13 protein-coding genes are annotated in these 16,856 nt (G+C 72.8%); 6 read left to right on the plus strand and 7 right to left on the minus strand.

The genetic code is table 11. The annotated features are described in order from the left end of the window. Positions 1-100: 100 nt before the first annotated feature. Positions 101-1,003 (plus strand): MerR family transcriptional regulator, encoded by a 903-nt coding sequence (locus HUT06_RS45035; protein WP_254715646.1) that lies wholly within the window; start codon positions 101-103, stop codon positions 1,001-1,003. Then, the gene (locus HUT06_RS40450; protein WP_176200522.1) at positions 1,000-3,462 is read left to right on the plus strand and encodes a VIT domain-containing protein; all 2,463 of its coding nucleotides are present in this window, start codon (positions 1,000-1,002) and stop codon (positions 3,460-3,462) included. Before HUT06_RS45035 ends, HUT06_RS40450 begins: the two co-directional genes overlap by 4 nt. Positions 3,463-4,089: 627 nt before the next feature. Here HUT06_RS40450 and HUT06_RS40455 read toward each other — a convergent pair. Further along, positions 4,090-5,460 carry an MFS transporter gene (locus HUT06_RS40455; protein WP_254715848.1) on the minus strand — a complete coding sequence of 457 codons (1,371 nt, stop codon included), beginning with the start codon at positions 5,458-5,460 and terminating at the stop codon, positions 4,090-4,092. A gap of 147 nt (positions 5,461-5,607) precedes the next feature. Here HUT06_RS40455 and HUT06_RS40460 point away from each other — a divergent pair, with 147 nt between their 5' ends. Both HUT06_RS40460 and HUT06_RS40465 read left to right on the plus strand, forming a co-directional pair. Beyond that, the gene (locus tag HUT06_RS40460; RefSeq protein ID WP_254715647.1) at positions 5,608-6,009 is read left to right on the plus strand and encodes a MarR family transcriptional regulator; all 402 of its coding nucleotides are present in this window, start codon (positions 5,608-5,610) and stop codon (positions 6,007-6,009) included. 394 nt (positions 6,010-6,403) lie between these two features. Further along, positions 6,404-6,826 (plus strand): Fur family transcriptional regulator, encoded by a 423-nt coding sequence (locus HUT06_RS40465; protein WP_176200524.1) that lies wholly within the window; start codon positions 6,404-6,406, stop codon positions 6,824-6,826. Between the two features lie 49 nt (positions 6,827-6,875). Here HUT06_RS40465 and katG read toward each other — a convergent pair whose 3' ends face one another. Together katG and HUT06_RS40475 are read right to left on the minus strand one after the other, a co-directional pair. Further along, positions 6,876-9,104, minus strand: coding sequence for a catalase/peroxidase HPI (gene katG / locus HUT06_RS40470; protein ID WP_176200525.1), 2,229 nt, complete (start codon positions 9,102-9,104; stop codon positions 6,876-6,878). 32 nt (positions 9,105-9,136) lie between these two features. Then, complete coding sequence (locus tag HUT06_RS40475; RefSeq protein WP_302931896.1) at positions 9,137-9,529, minus strand: Fur family transcriptional regulator; 393 nt, start codon at positions 9,527-9,529, stop codon at positions 9,137-9,139. 279 nt (positions 9,530-9,808) lie between these two features. On the opposite strand from HUT06_RS40475, the gene HUT06_RS40480 reads away from it, so the two are divergent. Together HUT06_RS40480 and HUT06_RS40485 are read left to right on the plus strand one after the other, a co-directional pair. Then, positions 9,809-10,402, plus strand: a complete 594-nt coding sequence (locus HUT06_RS40480; protein WP_176200526.1) for a lytic polysaccharide monooxygenase — start codon at positions 9,809-9,811, stop codon at positions 10,400-10,402. Between the two features lie 599 nt (positions 10,403-11,001). Then, positions 11,002-12,123, plus strand: coding sequence for a hypothetical protein (locus HUT06_RS40485; RefSeq protein ID WP_176200527.1), 1,122 nt, complete (start codon positions 11,002-11,004; stop codon positions 12,121-12,123). Between the two features lie 51 nt (positions 12,124-12,174). On the opposite strand, the gene HUT06_RS40490 is transcribed toward HUT06_RS40485, so the two are convergent. The 4 genes from HUT06_RS40490 to HUT06_RS40505 form a co-directional block, all read right to left on the minus strand. Next, positions 12,175-13,227, minus strand: coding sequence for a hypothetical protein (locus tag HUT06_RS40490; RefSeq protein WP_176200528.1), 1,053 nt, complete (start codon positions 13,225-13,227; stop codon positions 12,175-12,177). After that, entirely contained in the window at positions 13,224-13,598 is a 375-nt protein-coding gene (locus HUT06_RS40495) for a PadR family transcriptional regulator (RefSeq protein ID WP_176200529.1), read from the minus strand. Before HUT06_RS40495 ends, HUT06_RS40490 begins: the two co-directional genes overlap by 4 nt. Before the next feature lie 86 nt (positions 13,599-13,684). Further along, positions 13,685-15,391 carry a GMC oxidoreductase gene (locus tag HUT06_RS40500; RefSeq protein ID WP_176200530.1) on the minus strand — a complete coding sequence of 569 codons (1,707 nt, stop codon included), beginning with the start codon at positions 15,389-15,391 and terminating at the stop codon, positions 13,685-13,687. Between the two features lie 149 nt (positions 15,392-15,540). After that, positions 15,541-16,737 carry a helix-turn-helix domain-containing protein gene (locus HUT06_RS40505; RefSeq protein ID WP_254715648.1) on the minus strand — a complete coding sequence of 399 codons (1,197 nt, stop codon included), beginning with the start codon at positions 16,735-16,737 and terminating at the stop codon, positions 15,541-15,543. Positions 16,738-16,856 lie beyond the last annotated feature (119 nt).

Genomic DNA, 16,856 nt, shown 5'->3' on the forward strand with positions numbered 1-16,856 from the left:
CAGGCGAGCCCCCAGACCCAACTCCCCGACGGGCGCATCACCAAAAAGATCATCGGTTCAACCGTTGACAGTGTCACGATGACAGTGTCATCATCGAGCCATGGACGGTACCTGGAGCATCGGCGAGCTGGCGGAACGCGCCGCCGCTGCGCTTGCGGCGGAGGGAGCCGCGCAGGTCAGCGGCCGGGTGCGCGACCTTCCCAACGCCCGACTGATCCGCTGGTACACCACGATCGGCCTGGTCGACCCGCCGCTCGGGCGGCGCGGCCGCACCGCCCTGTACGGGCCCCGCCACCTCCTCCAGATCGTCGCCGTGAAGCGGCGGCAGGCCGAGGGCCGCTCGATCGCGGAGATCCAGCTCGAACTCGCCGCGGCCCCCGACGAGACGCTCGCCCGCATAGCCGCCCTCCCCGCCGCCACCGCCCTCCCCGCCGCCACCGCCCTCCCCCCGGCGGCGCCGGCTCCGCACAGAACCGCCACGCCATCCGACGACCGCCGCCTCGCGCGCCGTCCTCCGGGTGGCGCTGCCGAGGCCACCGGACGGCCGGACGCCGCGGACACCACCGCAGCATCCGACGAAGCAGAGGGCTTGGTCTCCCCGGCAGACCCGCCAGGTGCAGGTGCCGGCCCGCCCGAGGGAGGGACAAGCTCGCCAGACAACGGCGCGACCTCATCGAACGGAGAGCCGAACGGAGAAGCGAGCTCACCGGCCGGAGGCGAAGAAGCCGGCGGCGCCTTCTGGAGAACCCGGCCAGATGTGTCGCACAAGTCGGCCACCGTCGCCGTCGAATACGGGCACCCCCTCCCACCCGTCGTCCAAGGGGTGCGGCTCGCATCCGGCGTCACCCTCCTGCTGGACGGTTCCGCGCTGACCGACGACGACCTCGCCGCGATCGACACCGCCGCGAGGCCACTGCTCGAAGTCCTGCACCGCCGCGGCCTCCTCAGGCCCGCCGAAAGCCCCGCATTTCCGCCCGACGCTCACTTCCGGAGGTCCCCGTGACCGTGCGCATCCTGCCGCTACCCGAGATCGAACAACCCCCGGCGTCCGACCGCGGTCTGGGCGCGCTCAGCACCGAAAAGGGCAACCTGCCGCTCGACACCGTCGAGGTGCACGCGTCGATCACCGGCCTGGCCGCCGGCATCGAGGTCGTCCAGGGTTTCCGCAACCCGTTCGACATGCCGCTCGAGGCCACCTACATCTTCCCCCTGCCCGACCGCGCCGCCGTGACCGCGATGCGCATGGAGGCCGCGGACCGGGTCGTCGAGGGCACGTTGAAGGAGCGCGGCCAGGCGCGGCAGGACTACAACGACGCCATCGCGTCGGGGCGGCGTGCCGCGATCGCCGAGGAGGACCGCCCCGACGTGTTCAGCATGCGGGTCGGCAACATCCTGCCCGGCGAACGGGTGACCATCCGGCTGCGACTCGTCCAGCCCCTGCCCCACGAGTCGGCGTCCAGCGCCACGTTCCGCTTCCCGCTCGTGGTGGCCCCCCGCTACATCCCGGGCGCCCCCCTGGACGGCGAACGCACCGGCCCCGGAGTCGCGGACGACACCGACGCGGTGCCGGACGCCTCCCGGATCAGCCCGCCCGTCCTCCTGCCCGGCTTCCCCAATCCGGTCGGGCTGGCCATCACCGCGGACATCGACCCGGCCGGGCTACCACTGACCCAGATCCGGTCCGCGCTGCACGTCGTGACCGAAGAGACGACCGACAGGCGTACCACCCTCCGTCTGCAACCGGGTGAGCGCCTCGATCGCGACTTCATCCTGCGCCTCGACTTCGCACCCCACGAGACCGCGGCCCTCACCCTCGTCCCGGACTTCACCGACGAGATCGCGATCCTCCCGGCCCCCTCAGAAGAACCGCCGGCGATGGAGGGCACGTTCAACCTGACCGTGCTGCCGTCCGGCGACGCCAGGCCGAGCCCGCGCGACGTGGTCCTCGTCCTCGACCGCTCGGGGAGCATGCAGGGCTGGAAGATGGTCGCCGCCCGCCGCGCCGCCGCCCGCATCGTCGACACGTTCCGCGGTGAGGACCGGTTCGCCGTCCTGTCCTTCGACAACGTCATCGAACGCCCACGCGACCTCGGCACCGGCCTGGTCGACGGCACCGACCGCAACCGGTTCCGCGCCGTCGAGCACCTCGCGGCGCTGGGCGCCCGCGGCGGCACGCAGATGCTCACCCCGCTCGACGAGGCCTGCCGGCTGCTCGCCGACTCCACCCGCGACCGGGTGCTCGTCCTGATCACCGACGGGCAGGTCGGTAACGAGGACCAACTGCTCGCCCGCCTGGAACCGGGGCTCCGGGGCATCCGGGTCCACACCGTCGGCATCGACCGGGCCGTCAACGCCGGCTTCCTGAACCGCCTCGCCGCCATCGGCCGGGGACGCTGCGAACTCGTCGAATCGGAGGACCGCCTCGACGAGGCGATGGAGCACATCCACCACCGGATCGCCGCCCCGCTGGCGACCGGCCTCACGCTGCACGCCGACGGCCTGGACATCGTCCCGGACTCCGTGGCCCCGTCCCGGCTGGGGGCACTGTTCCCTGGTGTACCGCTGGTGATCGCCGGCCGGTTCCGCGGCGACCCGTCCGGCTCACTCTCCGTCCGGGGCACCGCCGCCGACGGGACGCCCTGGGAGCAGCGCGCCGACGGCACCGTCTCCGTGCAGACGGCCGCCACTTCCATCTGGGCCCGCGCCCACCTGCGCGACCTCGAAGACCGCTACACGGTCGGCGGCCCCGACGACCTGGAGCAGCGCATCGTCGAGACCTCGCTCCGCTTCGGCGTCCTGTGCCGCTTCACCGCGTTCGTGGCCGTGGACAGCCGAGTGGTGACGGAGGGCGGAACACCGCACAAGGTTGTCCAGCCGGTCGAAACGCCTCAGGGGTGGGAGACGGCCGACGCGTTCGCCACGGCCGCACCCGCGGCCTACTCCGCCCAGTCGTTGGGATTCGCGGCGCCACCCGCCCCAGGCGGCCTACCGCCGGCACCCGCGGGCCCCCCGCCGCCTCTCTCGGCCGGCGGACCGCCGCAGGCCCCGGCCAGCGCAGCTCCACGAGGTGCCTCGTCCGCCGGCGGCAACCCCCGGTACAGAAAGCGCCCCGTACGACCGGCACCAGGTTCCCCCCGGCCCTTCCGCCCCGCCCCCGCGCGGCCCGGCTTCCAGCAGGAACTGACGGACGTCCTCAACCGACTCCGCCAGGTCCCGGACGACCAGCGTGTCCACCACCTGCTGAGCGAACTCCTCCCCGTCCTGGAGTCGATCGTCCAGCGCATGGAGGCCCAGCGCCTGGACGCCACGCCTCTGGCGACCCTCCGCGATGACCTGCGCCGCCTGCAACCCACCGCGGACGAGACCACCATCGCCGATCACTGGGCCCGCGCCCTGCAGGTTTTGTCCGACTTCACCGGAGAACCCGCCCCGCGCCGCCCCTTCTGGAAGCGCCCAAGGTAACAACACACATCACCGCCACGAGGACGCCTGAGAGCCGTCCTCGTGGCGGTCTGCACCCGCCCAAGAACAACAACACCACAGCCACGGCCACCGCCCGCGGATAACCCAGATGGCGGGTCTAAACCGCCGCAAGAACACCACACACCACAGCAACAAGGACCCACCGGGCTCATCCACGTGACGGACCTGGATGCCGTGCAAGAACAACACACGCCACCCGCCACCAGGGCCGACCCGGAGCACCCGCGTGGCGGGCTGGATGCCGCCGCAGTGGCAACGCACGTCACCGCCACCAGGGCGCCTCAAGTCATAGCGGCCTCAAGGCACCCAAGAACAACACACACCACCGCCACCGCCGCCGAAGCCAACCGGGCGCATCCACATGACGAGTCTGGATGCCGCCGCAGGACAACTCACACCACCGCCTCGGGGTCGACCAGGGTCGTCGCTCGTGGCGGGGAAGTCACTCAAGACCCAAGGTCGACGCCACGTAGGCGCGTCTGTCCTCAGCTGGATGGGTGATCAGTGGAGGGGCGATGACATTGAGGACACGTGTTTCAGGTGGGCGGGCGGTTAGGGAGCAGGGGCGGCCTTTGGGAGGCCGCCCCCGCGTTGAGGAGTTGAGGGTCAGGTGCGGTTGCGGCGGAGGAGGGGGATCAGGTTGAGTGCCAGGCCGATGACGGCCACGGCGCTGACCAGGTTGACGCCCGGGTGGAACTCGGCGAAGCCGTCGCCGCCGGCGGCCGTTCCGTCGGCGACCAGGGCGGTGACCAGGGCCAGGACGAGGGCGGCGCCGACCTGGCCCGAGGTCTGGACGAGGCCGGACGCCAGGCCCTGCTCGGAGTCGTCGATCCCGTCCGTGGCCTGCGCCATGATCGAGCTGAACCCGAACGCGAACCCGCCGCCCAGCAGGAGCATCGTCGGCAGGATCGTGAACGCGTAATGCGGGGTGTTCCCCGCCGTGGCCAGGAACCAGCCGTAGCCGAGGCTGAGGGACGTCATGGAGCTGATGATCAGGCGGGGCGTGCCGTACCGGTCGATCAGCCGTCCGACGAACGGCGAGCCGAAGGCGACGAGGAGGCCGGCGGGCAGCAGTCCCATGGCCATCTTCAGCGGCGACCAGTGCAGGACGTCCTGCAGGTAGAGCGTCATCATGAACTGGAAGCTCAGGTACGACCCGAACAGTGCGACGATGCTCAGGTTGGCGCGGACGATGGAGCCGATCCGCAGGATGCCGAGCCGGATCAGCGGGTGCCGCACCTTGTTCTCGGTGACGAAGAAGCCGACCAGCAGGACCGCCGCGAGGGCGATGGAGCCCACGGTGAGGGGGTCGAGCCAGCCGCGGTCGGGTGCCGAGACCACGGTGTAGACGGCGAGGAGCATGCCGCCGGTGAGCGTCACGGCGCCGACGATGTCGTGGCCGCCGCCGGCCGCGGGCTTGTCCCGCGGGATCAGCGCATAGCCCGCGATCAGCGCGATGACCGCGAGGGGAACGGGCGTCAGGAACGTCCAGCGCCAGCCGAAGCTGGTCAGCAGCCCGCCGAGGATCAGGCCGGACGAGTAGCCGCTAGCGCCGAAGACGGAGAAGACCGACAGCGCCCGGTTGCGCGCGGGCCCCTCATGGAACGTGGTGGTCAGGATGGACAAGGCGGTGGGCGCGGTGAACGCTGCGGCGAGCCCCTTGACGAAACGGGTGACGATCAAGAGCGTGCCGTCGTTCACCAGGCCGCCGATCAGTGACGCGACGGCGAACACGGCGAGCGCGGCAAGGAAGATCCGGCGGCGTCCCAGCAGGTCGGCGGTGCGCCCGCCGAGGAGCAGCAGCCCGCCGTAACCGAGGACGTAGCCGTTCACGATCCACTGCAGCGACGTGGTGGACAGTCCGAGCTCGGCGCCTATCGACGGCAGCGCGACGCCCACCATGGAGACGTCGAGCCCGTCCAGGAACAACACGGCGCACAGCACGGCGAGGACGCCCCACAGGCGAGGGGTCCACATCTGTTCGGCCGGCGCGCGGTCGGCAGCCGGCGGACGGGCGGTGAGGACAGGTGAGGTGTCGGTGATAGCCACGCCGCAGGACGGTACATGCACATGCATCAAATGTCCACGCACAAAATTCTGCAGAATTTAATTCCCATGCATCTGATGCGCATGCATGGTACGATGCGCGGCATGGAGGCGAACGCTGCTCTGGTCGAGCGCTGGCGCGAGCTTGCGACCTGCTACAACACGGTCGCGTGCGCCCTGGAGCGGGCTCTGCAGGACGCGCATGGCCTGACCATGAGCGAGTACGAGACGCTCGACCGCCTCGTCGATCTGCGTTGTGAGAAGCGCCGCATGCAGGAGATCGCCGCGGCGATGTACCTCAGCCAGAGCGCGCTGTCCCGCACCGTCGCCCGCCTGGAGAAGAACGGCTATGTCGCCCGCGACCTCTGCAGGGACGACCGCCGCGGCGTCTTCGTCCAGATCACCGAGGCCGGCCGCGCCCACCACGCCGAGGCCCGCGAGACCCACCTGAAGATCCTCACCGAACACCTCACCCCCTGAGCCCCACCCCCAGCGCCTACAAGCGCCGCACCCTCCGCGTCCCCGCCATCCCCGCAATCCCAGGCAGCCCCGCAGCCGGAAACGTCACGGCCTTCGGGTCCGCTCTCCGAGCCCCGGCAATTACGCTGCACCGCCGCTGCACCGCCGCTGCACCGACCCGCGCCGCACTGTGCCGGACGCGGCCGGGCCAGACCGCACCGCGCCAGACCGCACCCCCGCGTCGCACCACTCCGGACCACGTCGGGCCGCGTCGAGCCGGGCTGGGTGTGCTGTGTTGTGGGGGCGTGTGTCGTTGGGGCAGGGGGGTGTTCAGGTGGGTTTTCGGGGAGTTAGGAGGGCTCGTTTACACTTTTGTCATTCGTTGTCGCAAATCGTTCGCGTGTAGAGGTGGGGCATGGCAGCGTCGCGGAGCACCGCTGAGGAGTTGCGCGGTGTCGGGCTGCGGGTGACGGCCGCCCGTGTGGCGCTGCTGGAGACCGTCCGGGACGGTGACCACCTCGGGGTCGAGGCGATCGCGTCCGGGGTGCGGGACCGGGTGGGGCACATCTCGGTGCAGGCCGTCTACGAGGCGCTGCACGCGCTCGCGGCGGCGGGGCTCGTGCGGCGGATCGAGCCGGCCGGGAGTCCCGCGCGGTACGAGGGGCGGGTCGGCGACAACCATCATCACCTGGTGTGCCGCAAGTGCGGGGCGGTCAAGGACGTCGACTGCGCGGTGGGGCATCCGCCGTGCATGGAGCCCGTGGACGACGCCGGGTACCTGGTCGACGAGGCGGACGTGACGTTCTGGGGCCTGTGCCCGCAGTGCCGGGCCGGATGACGGCGGCCGGGCCGCCCCCGCGGGGACGGCCCGGCCGCGGTCGGGCGGATCAGGCGAGGTCGAACCGGTCCAGGTTCATGACCTTGTCCCACGCGGCGACGAAGTCGCGCGCGAACTTCTCGGCGGCGTCGTCGGCGCCGTAGACCTCGGCGACCGCGCGCAGCTCGGAGTTCGAGCCGAACAGCAGGTCGACGCGGCTGCCGGTCCACTTGACGTTGCCGGCGGCGTCGCGGCCCTCGAAGACCTCGGCGTCCTCGGACGTCGGCTCCCACGTGGTGCCCATGTCGAGCAGGTTCACGAAGAAGTCGTTGGTCAGCGCCCCGGGCCGGTCGGTGAACACGCCCAGCTTGGACTGCTGGTGGTTCACGCCGATGGAGCGCAGGCCGCCGACGAGCACCGTCATCTCGGGCGCGCTGAGGTTGAGCAGCTGCGCCCGATCGACGAGGAGGAACTCGGCCGGGAGCCGGTTGCCCTTGCCGACGTAGTTGCGGAACCCGTCGTGGGTCGGCTCCATCTCGGCGAACGACTCGACGTCGGTGTGCTCCTGGGACGCGTCGGTGCGGCCCGGCGTGAAGGGCACCTCGATGTCGTGGCCCGCGTCCTTGGCGGCCTTCTCGACGCCCGCGCAGCCGGCGAGCACGATCAGGTCGGCGAGCGAGATCTTCTTGCCGCCGGTCTGGGCGGCGTTGAAGGACTCCTGGACGCCTTCGAGCGCGCGCAGCACCTGCGCCAGCTCGTCGGGCTCGTTGACCTCCCAGCCGCGCTGCGGCTCGAGGCGGATGCGGGCGCCGTTGGCGCCGCCGCGCTTGTCGCTGCCGCGGAAGGACGCGGCCGACGCCCACGCGGTGGTGACGAGCTGCCCCACCGTCAGGCCCGTCTCCAGGACCTGCCGCTTGAGGGCGGCGACGTCCTGGGCGTCGACGAGCTCGTGGTCGACGGCCGGGACCGGGTCCTGCCAGACGAGGTGCTCGGACGGGACCTCCGGGCCGAGGTAGCGGACGAGCGGGCCCATGTCGCGGTGGGTCAGCTTGAACCAGGCGCGCGCGAAGGCGTCCGCGAACTCCTCGGGGTTGTCCTTGAAGCGCTGCGAGATCGGCCCGTAGATCGGGTCGAAGCGCAGCGACAGGTCCGTCGTGAGCATCGTCGGGTGGGTGCGCCCGCCCGGGGTGTGCGCCATCGGGACGGTGTCGGAGCCGGCGCCGTCCTTCGGACGCCACTGCCAGGCGCCGGCGGGGCTCTTGAACAGCTCCCACTCGTAGCCGAACAGGATGTCCCAGAAGCTGTTGTCCCAGGTGGTGGGCGTGTCGGTCCAGATGCCCTCCAGACCGCTGCCCATCGCGTCGTCGCCCTTGCCGCTGCCGTGGGTGCCCTTCCAGCCGAGGCCCATCTGCTCCAGCGGCGCGGCCTCCGGCTCCGGCCCGACGTTGACGTTCGGGTCGGCGCCGTGGGTCTTGCCGAAGGTGTGGCCGCCGGCGATCAGCGCGACGGTCTCCTCGTCGTTCATCGCCATCCGGCGGAACGTCTCGCGGATGTCGCGGGCCGCGGCGATCGGGTCCGGGTTGCCGTTCGGGCCCTCCGGGTTGACGTAGATGAGGCCCATCTGCACGGCGGCGAGCGGGTTCTCCAGCTCGCGGTCGCCGGTGTAGCGCTCGTCGCCGAGCCAGGTCTGCTCGGGGCCCCAGTAGACGTTCTCGTCGGGGACGTAGACGTCCTCGCGGCCGCCGCCGAACCCGAACGTCTTGAAGCCCATCGACTCCAGGGCGACGTTGCCGGCGAGAATGTACAGGTCGGCCCAGGACAGGCTCTTGCCGTACTTCTTCTTGACGGGCCACAGCAGCCGCCGGGCGCGGTCGAGGAGGACGTTGTCCGGCCAGCTGTTGAGGGGCGCGAAGCGCTGCTGGCCGGAGCCGCCGCCGCCGCGGCCGTCGTGGATGCGGTAGGTGCCGGCGCTGTGCCAGGCCATCCGGACCATGAGCGGGCCGTAGTTGCCGAAGTCCGCGGGCCACCAGTCCTGCGAGTCGGTGAGAAGCGCGGCGATGTCGGCCTTGACGGCGGGCAGGTCGAGGCTCTTGAACGCCTCGGCGTAGTCGAAGTCCTCGCCGTAGGGGTTGGTGGCGGGCGGGTTCTGGGCCAGGGTCTTCAGGTTGAGCTGGTTCGGCCACCAGCCGCGGTTACCGCCGCCCTGGGTCGGGTGCGGGGCGCGCGTGTGCACGACCGGGCAGGCTCCTGCGCCTTCCTCGTTCGCGTCATAGACAGTGGCTTCGTTGTTCTCAGCCATGTGCTTCCTTCCAGGACGAAGCAGGGGATGGATCAGGTGGAGCAGGCGGGGCACAGGCCCCAGTAGACGACCTCGGCCTCGTCGACGGTGAAGCCGTGGTCGTCGGCGGGGGTCAGGCAGGGGGCTTCGCCGATGGCGCAGTCGACGTCGGCGATGACGCCGCACGACCGGCACACGACGTGATGGTGGTTGTCCCCCGTCCGCGACTCGTAGCGGGCCACGGACCCGGACGGCTGGATGCGCCGCACCAGGCCCGCCGTCGTCAGCACGCGAAGCGAGTCGTACACGGCCTGGTGGGACACCTTCGGGAGATCCTCGCGCACCGCTCCGATGATCGAGTCGGTGTCGGCGTGGGGATGCGCGTGCACCGCGCGCAGCACCGCGAGCCGCGGCCGGGTCACCCGCAGAGCGGACCCGCGCAGCATCTCCGTGAAGTCCCTGGACGCCATCACGCTCCCGAGGGTGGCCCATTTTCTGGAATCAGTCAAGTTTTGGAGGCAGCCAAGTTTGGACCGGTGCGGGCGGTCCGTGCTGTGCACCGGCTGCCGGGAAGTTGGCCCGGCGTGACGGGGTCGCGGCGGCCGGTTGACGCCGGCCGGGCCGATTCCGCTTCCTGAAAGGACCTCCGGGTCGCGCCCGCCCCATGGGCCGTCCCGCCGCCGTCCGCCTCCAGGTCTCGTACCTCCCCGCCAAGGAGAAGCAGGATGCCAAGGAAGACCAGCCTCGCCGTGGCCGCCGCCGTGACCGCCGGCCTGCCGCTGGCGCTCGCCGCGCCGGCATGGTCGCACGGGTACACGACGTCGCCGCCGAGCCGCAGCTACCTGTGCGGCACCCACCAGGTCCGGAACTGCGGCCAGGTCCAGTGGGACCCGGACGGCGTCGAAGGGCCGAAGGGGTTCCCGCAGCGCGGGCCCCGCGACGGCGAGATCTGCGCCGGCGCCGACGGGCGGTGGGCCCCGCTGGACGACCAGCGCGGCGGCACCGGCTGGCCCGCGACGACGGTGACGGGCGGCCGGCCGTTCAGCATCGTCTGGCAGTTCACCGCGCGGCACTCCACCACGTCGTTCCGCTACTTCCTCACGAAGGACGGCTGGGACAGCACGCAGCCGCTGACGCGGGCCGCGCTGGACCTCACGCCGTTCATCCAGTCGGACTACGGCGGCCGGCAGCCGTCCAACCCGACGACCCACAGCGGGACGCTCCCGCAGCGCCACGGCAGGCACATCCTGCTCGCGGTCTGGGACATCGCGGACACCGGGAACGCCTTCTACCAGTGCTCCGACCTCGACTTCGGCTGACCACCGGCCGTCCCCGGCCGCGAAGGCGGGACGAAGGCGGGACGGGGTGGCCGCGCCGGTGCGCCGAGCGGTCCCCCGTCCCGTCCGGTTCGGTCAAAGGACCACCTCCGGCCAAAGGGCCACCCTTCTGCCGATAGACCACCTTCTGCCGATAGGAGGTGCAAATCGGGGCGTTTCACTAGGATGCTCGCGTGCGCGAAGATCAAGAGGTCCCGGACGACGGCGTTCTGACCGCGCCGCTCCTGCCGCCGGACGGCGGCCCTGGCGAGGACGCCTCCGCGGAGTCGCTCGCCGAAGCACCGCGGGAGGCACCGCGAGAGGCCATGCGGGAAGCAGTGCGGGAAGCACCGCCGGAAGCGCCGCGGGAACTACGCGCCCATGCGCCCATGGAAGCGCCGCCGAAGACGCCCGAAGAGGCACGCGCGCAGACGCTGGCCATCGAGGCGCGCGCGCAGACGCCCGTGGTACGCGCCGCGCAACCACCCGTGGTGCGCGATACGCCCACCCCCTTGACGCACGATGCCCAGCCACCCGTGACGCGGGATGCGCAGGCACCCGTGACACGTGACGCGCAGCCGGCCGTGGTGCGCGATGCGCCCGTGACGGAGACCGATCCCGCGCCCGTGCGCGCGTTCGGGCAGGACGTCGAGCGGCTCGGGAAGCTCGTCGGCCAGTTGTCCGCACTCGCCGCCGCGCTCGGCGACCGGCTGGACGGCGAGGTCCGCGCCACGCTCGACAACGCCGAGCACGCCCTGGCCGAGGCGCGCGGCGCACGGCAGGCGTCGGCGGCGGCGGACGAGCGCGCCGAGCAGGCCGAGGCCCGCGCCGAGGCGGCGCGCCGGGAGGCGGCCGAGGCGCGCGAGGAGCTGGAGAAGGGGCTCGCCGCCGCGAAGGCCAGCGTCACGGCCGCGCAGGAGAGCGAGGCCAACGCGTGGAAGGAGGCGGGCGCGCACCAGCAGGCCCGCGCGACGTCCGCGAACGAGGCCGCGCACGCCGAGGGGCTCCGCAAGCGCGCCGAGGCGGCGTGGAGCACCGAGCACCAGGCGCGCGGCGAGGCCGAGCGCGAGCGCGACGACCTGTCCGCGCGGCTGGCCGCCGACCAGAGCGCGCTGGCCACCACCCGCACCGAACTGGCCGAGGCCCGGTCCAAGCTGGAGGCCGCCGCCGACGCCGAGCGGCGGTTGCGCGCCGAGCTGAGCGTCGTCCAGGGCGAGGTCGCGGGGCTGACCGTGGAGCGCAACGCCGCCGTGGGCCGCGCCGAGGAGCAGACCACCCGCGCGAAGCGCGCCGAGCAGCTCGCCGATTCCGCGGAGGAGCGGATCCTCAACGCGATGGCGCGCAGCGACCGGGCCGAGCAGCGCGCGGACGCCGCCGAGGAGCGGGCCGACGCCGCCGAGGTCCGCATCGACCGCGACGCCGCCACCGTCCGCGCGCTGCAGGACACGCTGCGGGCGGCCCTCGACCTCCCGGCCGTCGAGGAGCTCGACGACGGCCACGGCGTGCGGGTCGGCGAGTCGGCGGCGGTCGTCGCCCGGCCCGGTGGGCTCGTCGGCGTCGACCAGGTGCCGGACGTCATGGACGGCGAGCTGGCCGGCCGGTTCGCCCGCGCGATCCTGGCCGTCCGCGTCTACCAGGCCACGCAGCGCCCCGCCCTGGCGGACACCGCCGAACAGGCCGACGCCCCCGGACAGGCCGAGGACACCGACCCGGCCGCGGGCTGACCGCGCCCCCGAGACGCGGCCGGTCGCGGGCCACCGGGGCCCATGCCCTGGTCAGGCTGGGGTTTCCCCGCCGTCCCGCGTCCGGTTCCTGGTGGGGAGTTCCACCAGGCGGACGCACAGCATCGGCAGGGCGAAGCCGATCAGGATCTTCGCCGACAGGACGGCGAGGGCGGGAAGGGCGCCGGTCACGCCGGGGTGGTAGGGGCTCACGGCGATGAGCAGCGGCGCGGCGGCGGTCGCGATGAGCGCGCCAGCCCGGCGTTCCCGGTGGGTGCGGGCCAGCGCGGCGGTGACGAGGACGGCCACCGCGACGACGAGCGCGAGGCGCAGCTGCTGCCAGTCCTCAATGAACGCGAGCAGCCGCTCGGGGTCGTCGAAGCTCACCGGGCCGAGACCGCCCTGGTAGACGAGCGTGAACAGCGGCAGCGACATGGCCGCGACGAGGACGGCCGCCATGGCGACGGCACCGGCGACGCGGGCACGGCCGAGGAGGCGGGCGCCGTGGCGCGGGCCCGGCGAAGCGACCAGTGACGCGGTGGCCAGCAGCGCGAACGGCAGGATGCCCGACAGGGAGGCCGCGAGCAAGGCGTACGGAGCGGACGGAAGTGCCGTCCCGTAGACCACGACGGCGGCATGGGCGGCGGTGACCGCGCAGGCGGCACGGGTGGCGGCACGGCGCGGTCCGCGCCAGGCCAGGACCGCGATGACCGCCCACGCCAGCCAGTACGGCCCGGTGCCGAAATGGAAGGCGAGCATGGGACGGATCGCTCCGCCGTCGTCGACCCGCTCGGCGACGGCCAGGGCGAGTTGCGGCGCGTTGAGCAGGAACCGCATCCCGTCCGCCACCAGCACCAGCATGGCCGCGAACCCGGCCACGGCGAGCGCCCCCGGCCAGCGCGATCCGGTGGCCCCGCCTGCGGCGCGGCGCAGGCGGATACGGACGGCCCCGAGCAGCAGGTCGGCGGTGTCGGCGGCGGACGGCCTGGTCTGCCCGGAGCGGGCCGCGGACAGCAGGACGTCCACCATCTCGTCCTCGTGCTCCGCGCGGTGCCCGGCCGGGTAGCAGGACAGCAGCCGGCGGTAGCGGGCTTCGAGCGCGCTCACCGCAGCCCCCAGAAGGCCGGGGCGGCACCGAACGCCGGGGCGGCGCCCCGGCCGGGGAAGGCGGCGAGGCGGCGGGCGGCGACCTCCGTGCGGCGGCGCAGCGCCTCGACCTCGGCGGCGAGCGCGGCGGCGCCGTCGTCGGTGAGCCGGTAGTAGCGGCGGAGCCGGCCGTCCACGACCTCCTCGCGGTCGGGGGCGATCAGCCCCTCGTCCTGGAGCCGGTCCAGGGCGGTGTAGAGGGTGCCGGCGCGCAGCCGGGTCCGCCCGGCGGAGATCTGCTCGACGTCGGACATGATCCCGTAGCCGTGCCGCGCGCCGTCCGCGAGCGCGGTCAGGATCAGGAACGTCGGTTCCCGCATCGGTGTAGCCATGTGATCTTTATATATCGATCATCTGACTATAGCAATCGCCATGACCATCGCCGTGAGCATCGCCGTGAGCATCGCCATGACCATCGCTAAGGCAGGCGGAGGGCGGCCGGGGCGCCGGACGGGACGGCCGGAGCGGCGGGCATGACGCGGTCGACGCGCTGGTAGGGGGTGCCGGGTTCGGGGCGCGGGTCCTTCTCGCCGCGGTTCGGCCAGAACGCCATCGCCCGCTCGGCCTGGGCCGTGATGGTCAGGGACGGGTTGACGCCGAGGTTCGCGGTGACGGCGGAGCCGTCCACGATGTGCAGGCCGGGATGCCCGTGGACGCGGTGGTACGGGTCGATCACGCCGTCCTCGGCGGTCTCGCCGATGACGCAGCCGCCGATGAAGTGCGCGGTCGTCGGGATGTTGAACAGGTCGAACCACGTCCCGCCGGGGGTGGCGTCGAGTTCCTCCGCGAGCTTGCGGACGGCGTCGTGCGCGATCGGGATCCAGGTCGGGTTGGGCTCGCCGTCGCCCTGCCGCGCGACGAGCCTGCGGCGGCCGAGGCGGCCCCGCCGCTCGCCGATGGTGATCGAGTTGTCGGCGGTCTGCATGACGAGGGCGATGACGGTCCGCTTCGCCCAGTCCTTGAGGGACAGGCCGCGCAGGATGATCGTCGGGTGCCGGGCGGCCTGCCCGAGGAACTTCAGCCAGCGGGGGGCGCCGCCGCCGTCGACGAGCAGCGTCCTGATGACGCCCATCGCGTTGTTGCCCGCCCCGTACCGGGTGGGTTCGATGTGGGTCTTCTCGTCCGGGTGGAAGGACGAGGTGATGGCGAGGCCGGTGCTGTGGTCGACGTCCTTCGCGCGGTGCCACACCGTCATGCGCTCGACGCCGAGGAGCGCCTCGGAGTTGGTGCGGGTCAGCTCGCCGAGGCGCGGCGACAGGCCGGGGAGGCGGCCGGCGGCGCGCATCCGGTGCAGGAGCCGCTGCGTCCCGTACGTTCCGGCGGCGAGGACGACGTGCTCGGCGGTCAGCGTCCGGCGGCGCTTGCGCAGCGGCCCGGTGTGCTCCGTCCCGACCTCGTAGCCGCCGGACGCGCGGGGCGCCAGGGATGTGACGGTCGTGTCCGGGATGACCTGGACGCCCGCCTTCTCCGCCAGATACAGGTAGTTCTTGGTGAGCATGTTCTTCGCGCCGACCTTGCAGCCGATCATGCAGGAGCCGCAGCCGGTGCAGGTCGTCCGGCGGGGGCCGGCGCCGCCGAAGTAGGGGTCGTCGGCGTCCTCGCCGCCCTTCTCGCCGAAGAACACCCCGACCGGGGTCGGGTGGTAGGTGTCGCCGACGCCCATCCGGTCCGCGACGCGCTTCATGGCCTCGTCGGCGGGGGTGACGAGCGGGTTCACGGTGACGCCGAGCATGCGCCGGGCCTGGTCGTAGAACGGGTTCAGCTCGTCCTGCCAGTCGGTGATGTGGCCCCACTGGCGGTCCTTGAAGAACGGCTCCGGCGGGACGTACAGGGTGTTGGCGTAGACGAGGGAGCCGCCGCCGACGCCCGCGCCGGCCAGCACGAGCACGCCGGCCTTGCCGCCGACCAGGTGGACGCGCTGGATGCCGCGCATCCCGAGGCGCGGCGCCCACACGTACTTGCGGAGCCGCCAGGACGTCTTGGGGAGCGTGTCCTCGTCGAACCGGCGGCCGGCCTCGATCACCGCGACCCGGTAGCCCTTCTCGGCCAGCCGCAGCGCCGACACGCTGCCGCCGAACCCCGAGCCCACCACGATCACGTCGAAGTCGTAGGCGTCATCGGGCATCGCACACCACCTTCGTCGCGGGATCACGAAAGGCCCCCGAGTGTGGACCTCCCGCAGCGTCGTCCGCCATGCACGCAAAGCAACGATTCCGGCACGGATTTATCACCCGACTGATAACGGGACGCGGCGGCGGCTCAGCGGACGCTCGCTCAGCCGCCGGCATCGCGGTTCGCCATCCGCGCGTGCAGGATCAGCTCCATTTCCAGGCACCGCCTGGGATCGCGCAGCTCGTCCCCGAAAAGGTCCTGCAAATGGCGCAGCCGGTACCGGACGGTCTGCGGGTGGACGCGCAGCCGACGGCTCGCGTCGGCGGCGTTGAAATTGTGCTCCAGCAGCGCGAGCAGCGTTTCGGCGAGCCTTTCCCGGCGGGCCGGCGGGACGTCCCGCAGCGGCGCCAGCCGGGTCGCCGCCGCGTCGTCGATCAGCTCCCCGGCCCGCGCGATGACCAGTGCGGGGACGTGCTCGGCGCTGCGGATCAGCCCGCCGTCCGGGATGACGCCGCGGCCGGCCAGCGCCAGCGTCTCGCGTGCCCAGCGCAGCGAGTCGGCGGCGCGCGCGGCGGGCACGGCGGGGCCGACCGCGATCGCCCAGTCGCACGCCGGCGTGGCGGGCACCCTGGCCTGGCCGCGGCCCGGGTCGGGGATCAGCAGGCACGGCTCGGGCGCCGCGAAGTCGGCCAGCAGGTCGCCCGGCACCTCCGGCGGCAGGGCGCCAGCCCGGCGCCGCCGCGCGACCGCCGCCGCGACGGTCGCGGGCAGCGGCCAGCGGGCCCGCGCGGCGAGCGCCGCGAGCCGCCGGGGGTCGGTGCGCGGCTCGGTGAGCAGCAGGTGCAGCAGCTTCGCCCGGTGCCGCTGGACGGCGGGCGCCACCCGGCGGTCGGCGCGCTCGGCGACCTCGGCGGCGTACCCGGCTGCGATCACCTCGGCGACGGCCTCCATGTAGCAGAACTGGGCGTCCACGACGAGGCTGAGCGCGGTGTGGTCGAGGTCGAGGCCGCCCGGGACGGCGGCGAGCGTGCGCCACGCGACGGACGCGGACCGCCGCAGCGCCTGGTGCGTCTCGACGGGGTCGCGCCCGTCCCGCGCGAGGTGCCGCCCGACCCGCAGGTAGAACGCCGACACCCGCTCCCAGCCGGCGCCGGGGTCCTCGACGAGGTCGCAGAAGTGCCGGATCCCGGCGGCGACGCCGGCCCGCGCCCGCCCGGCCTCCTCCTCGCCGATCTGCGGATCGCCCCGGCGCAGTTCGGCGAGCAGTTCGTCGGCGGCCCGGTCGAGGTGCGGCCGCAGCCGCCGCGCCACCCACGCCGGCACTTCCTCGAACGCGCGGACGTCCAATGCTGTGCGCACCACTCGCCATTCCCCCCTGCCTGGGCGCCCGCCGGTCAGCGGGCGTTTCCCCAGGATTCCGGATCCCCTCCGATCACGGTTGTCCCTGACATAAGCTGTTGGCCGCGCCTTCCTTGAGT

This window comes from Actinomadura sp. NAK00032, assembly GCF_013364275.1.
In the GTDB taxonomy this organism is placed as follows: domain Bacteria; phylum Actinomycetota; class Actinomycetes; order Streptosporangiales; family Streptosporangiaceae; genus Spirillospora.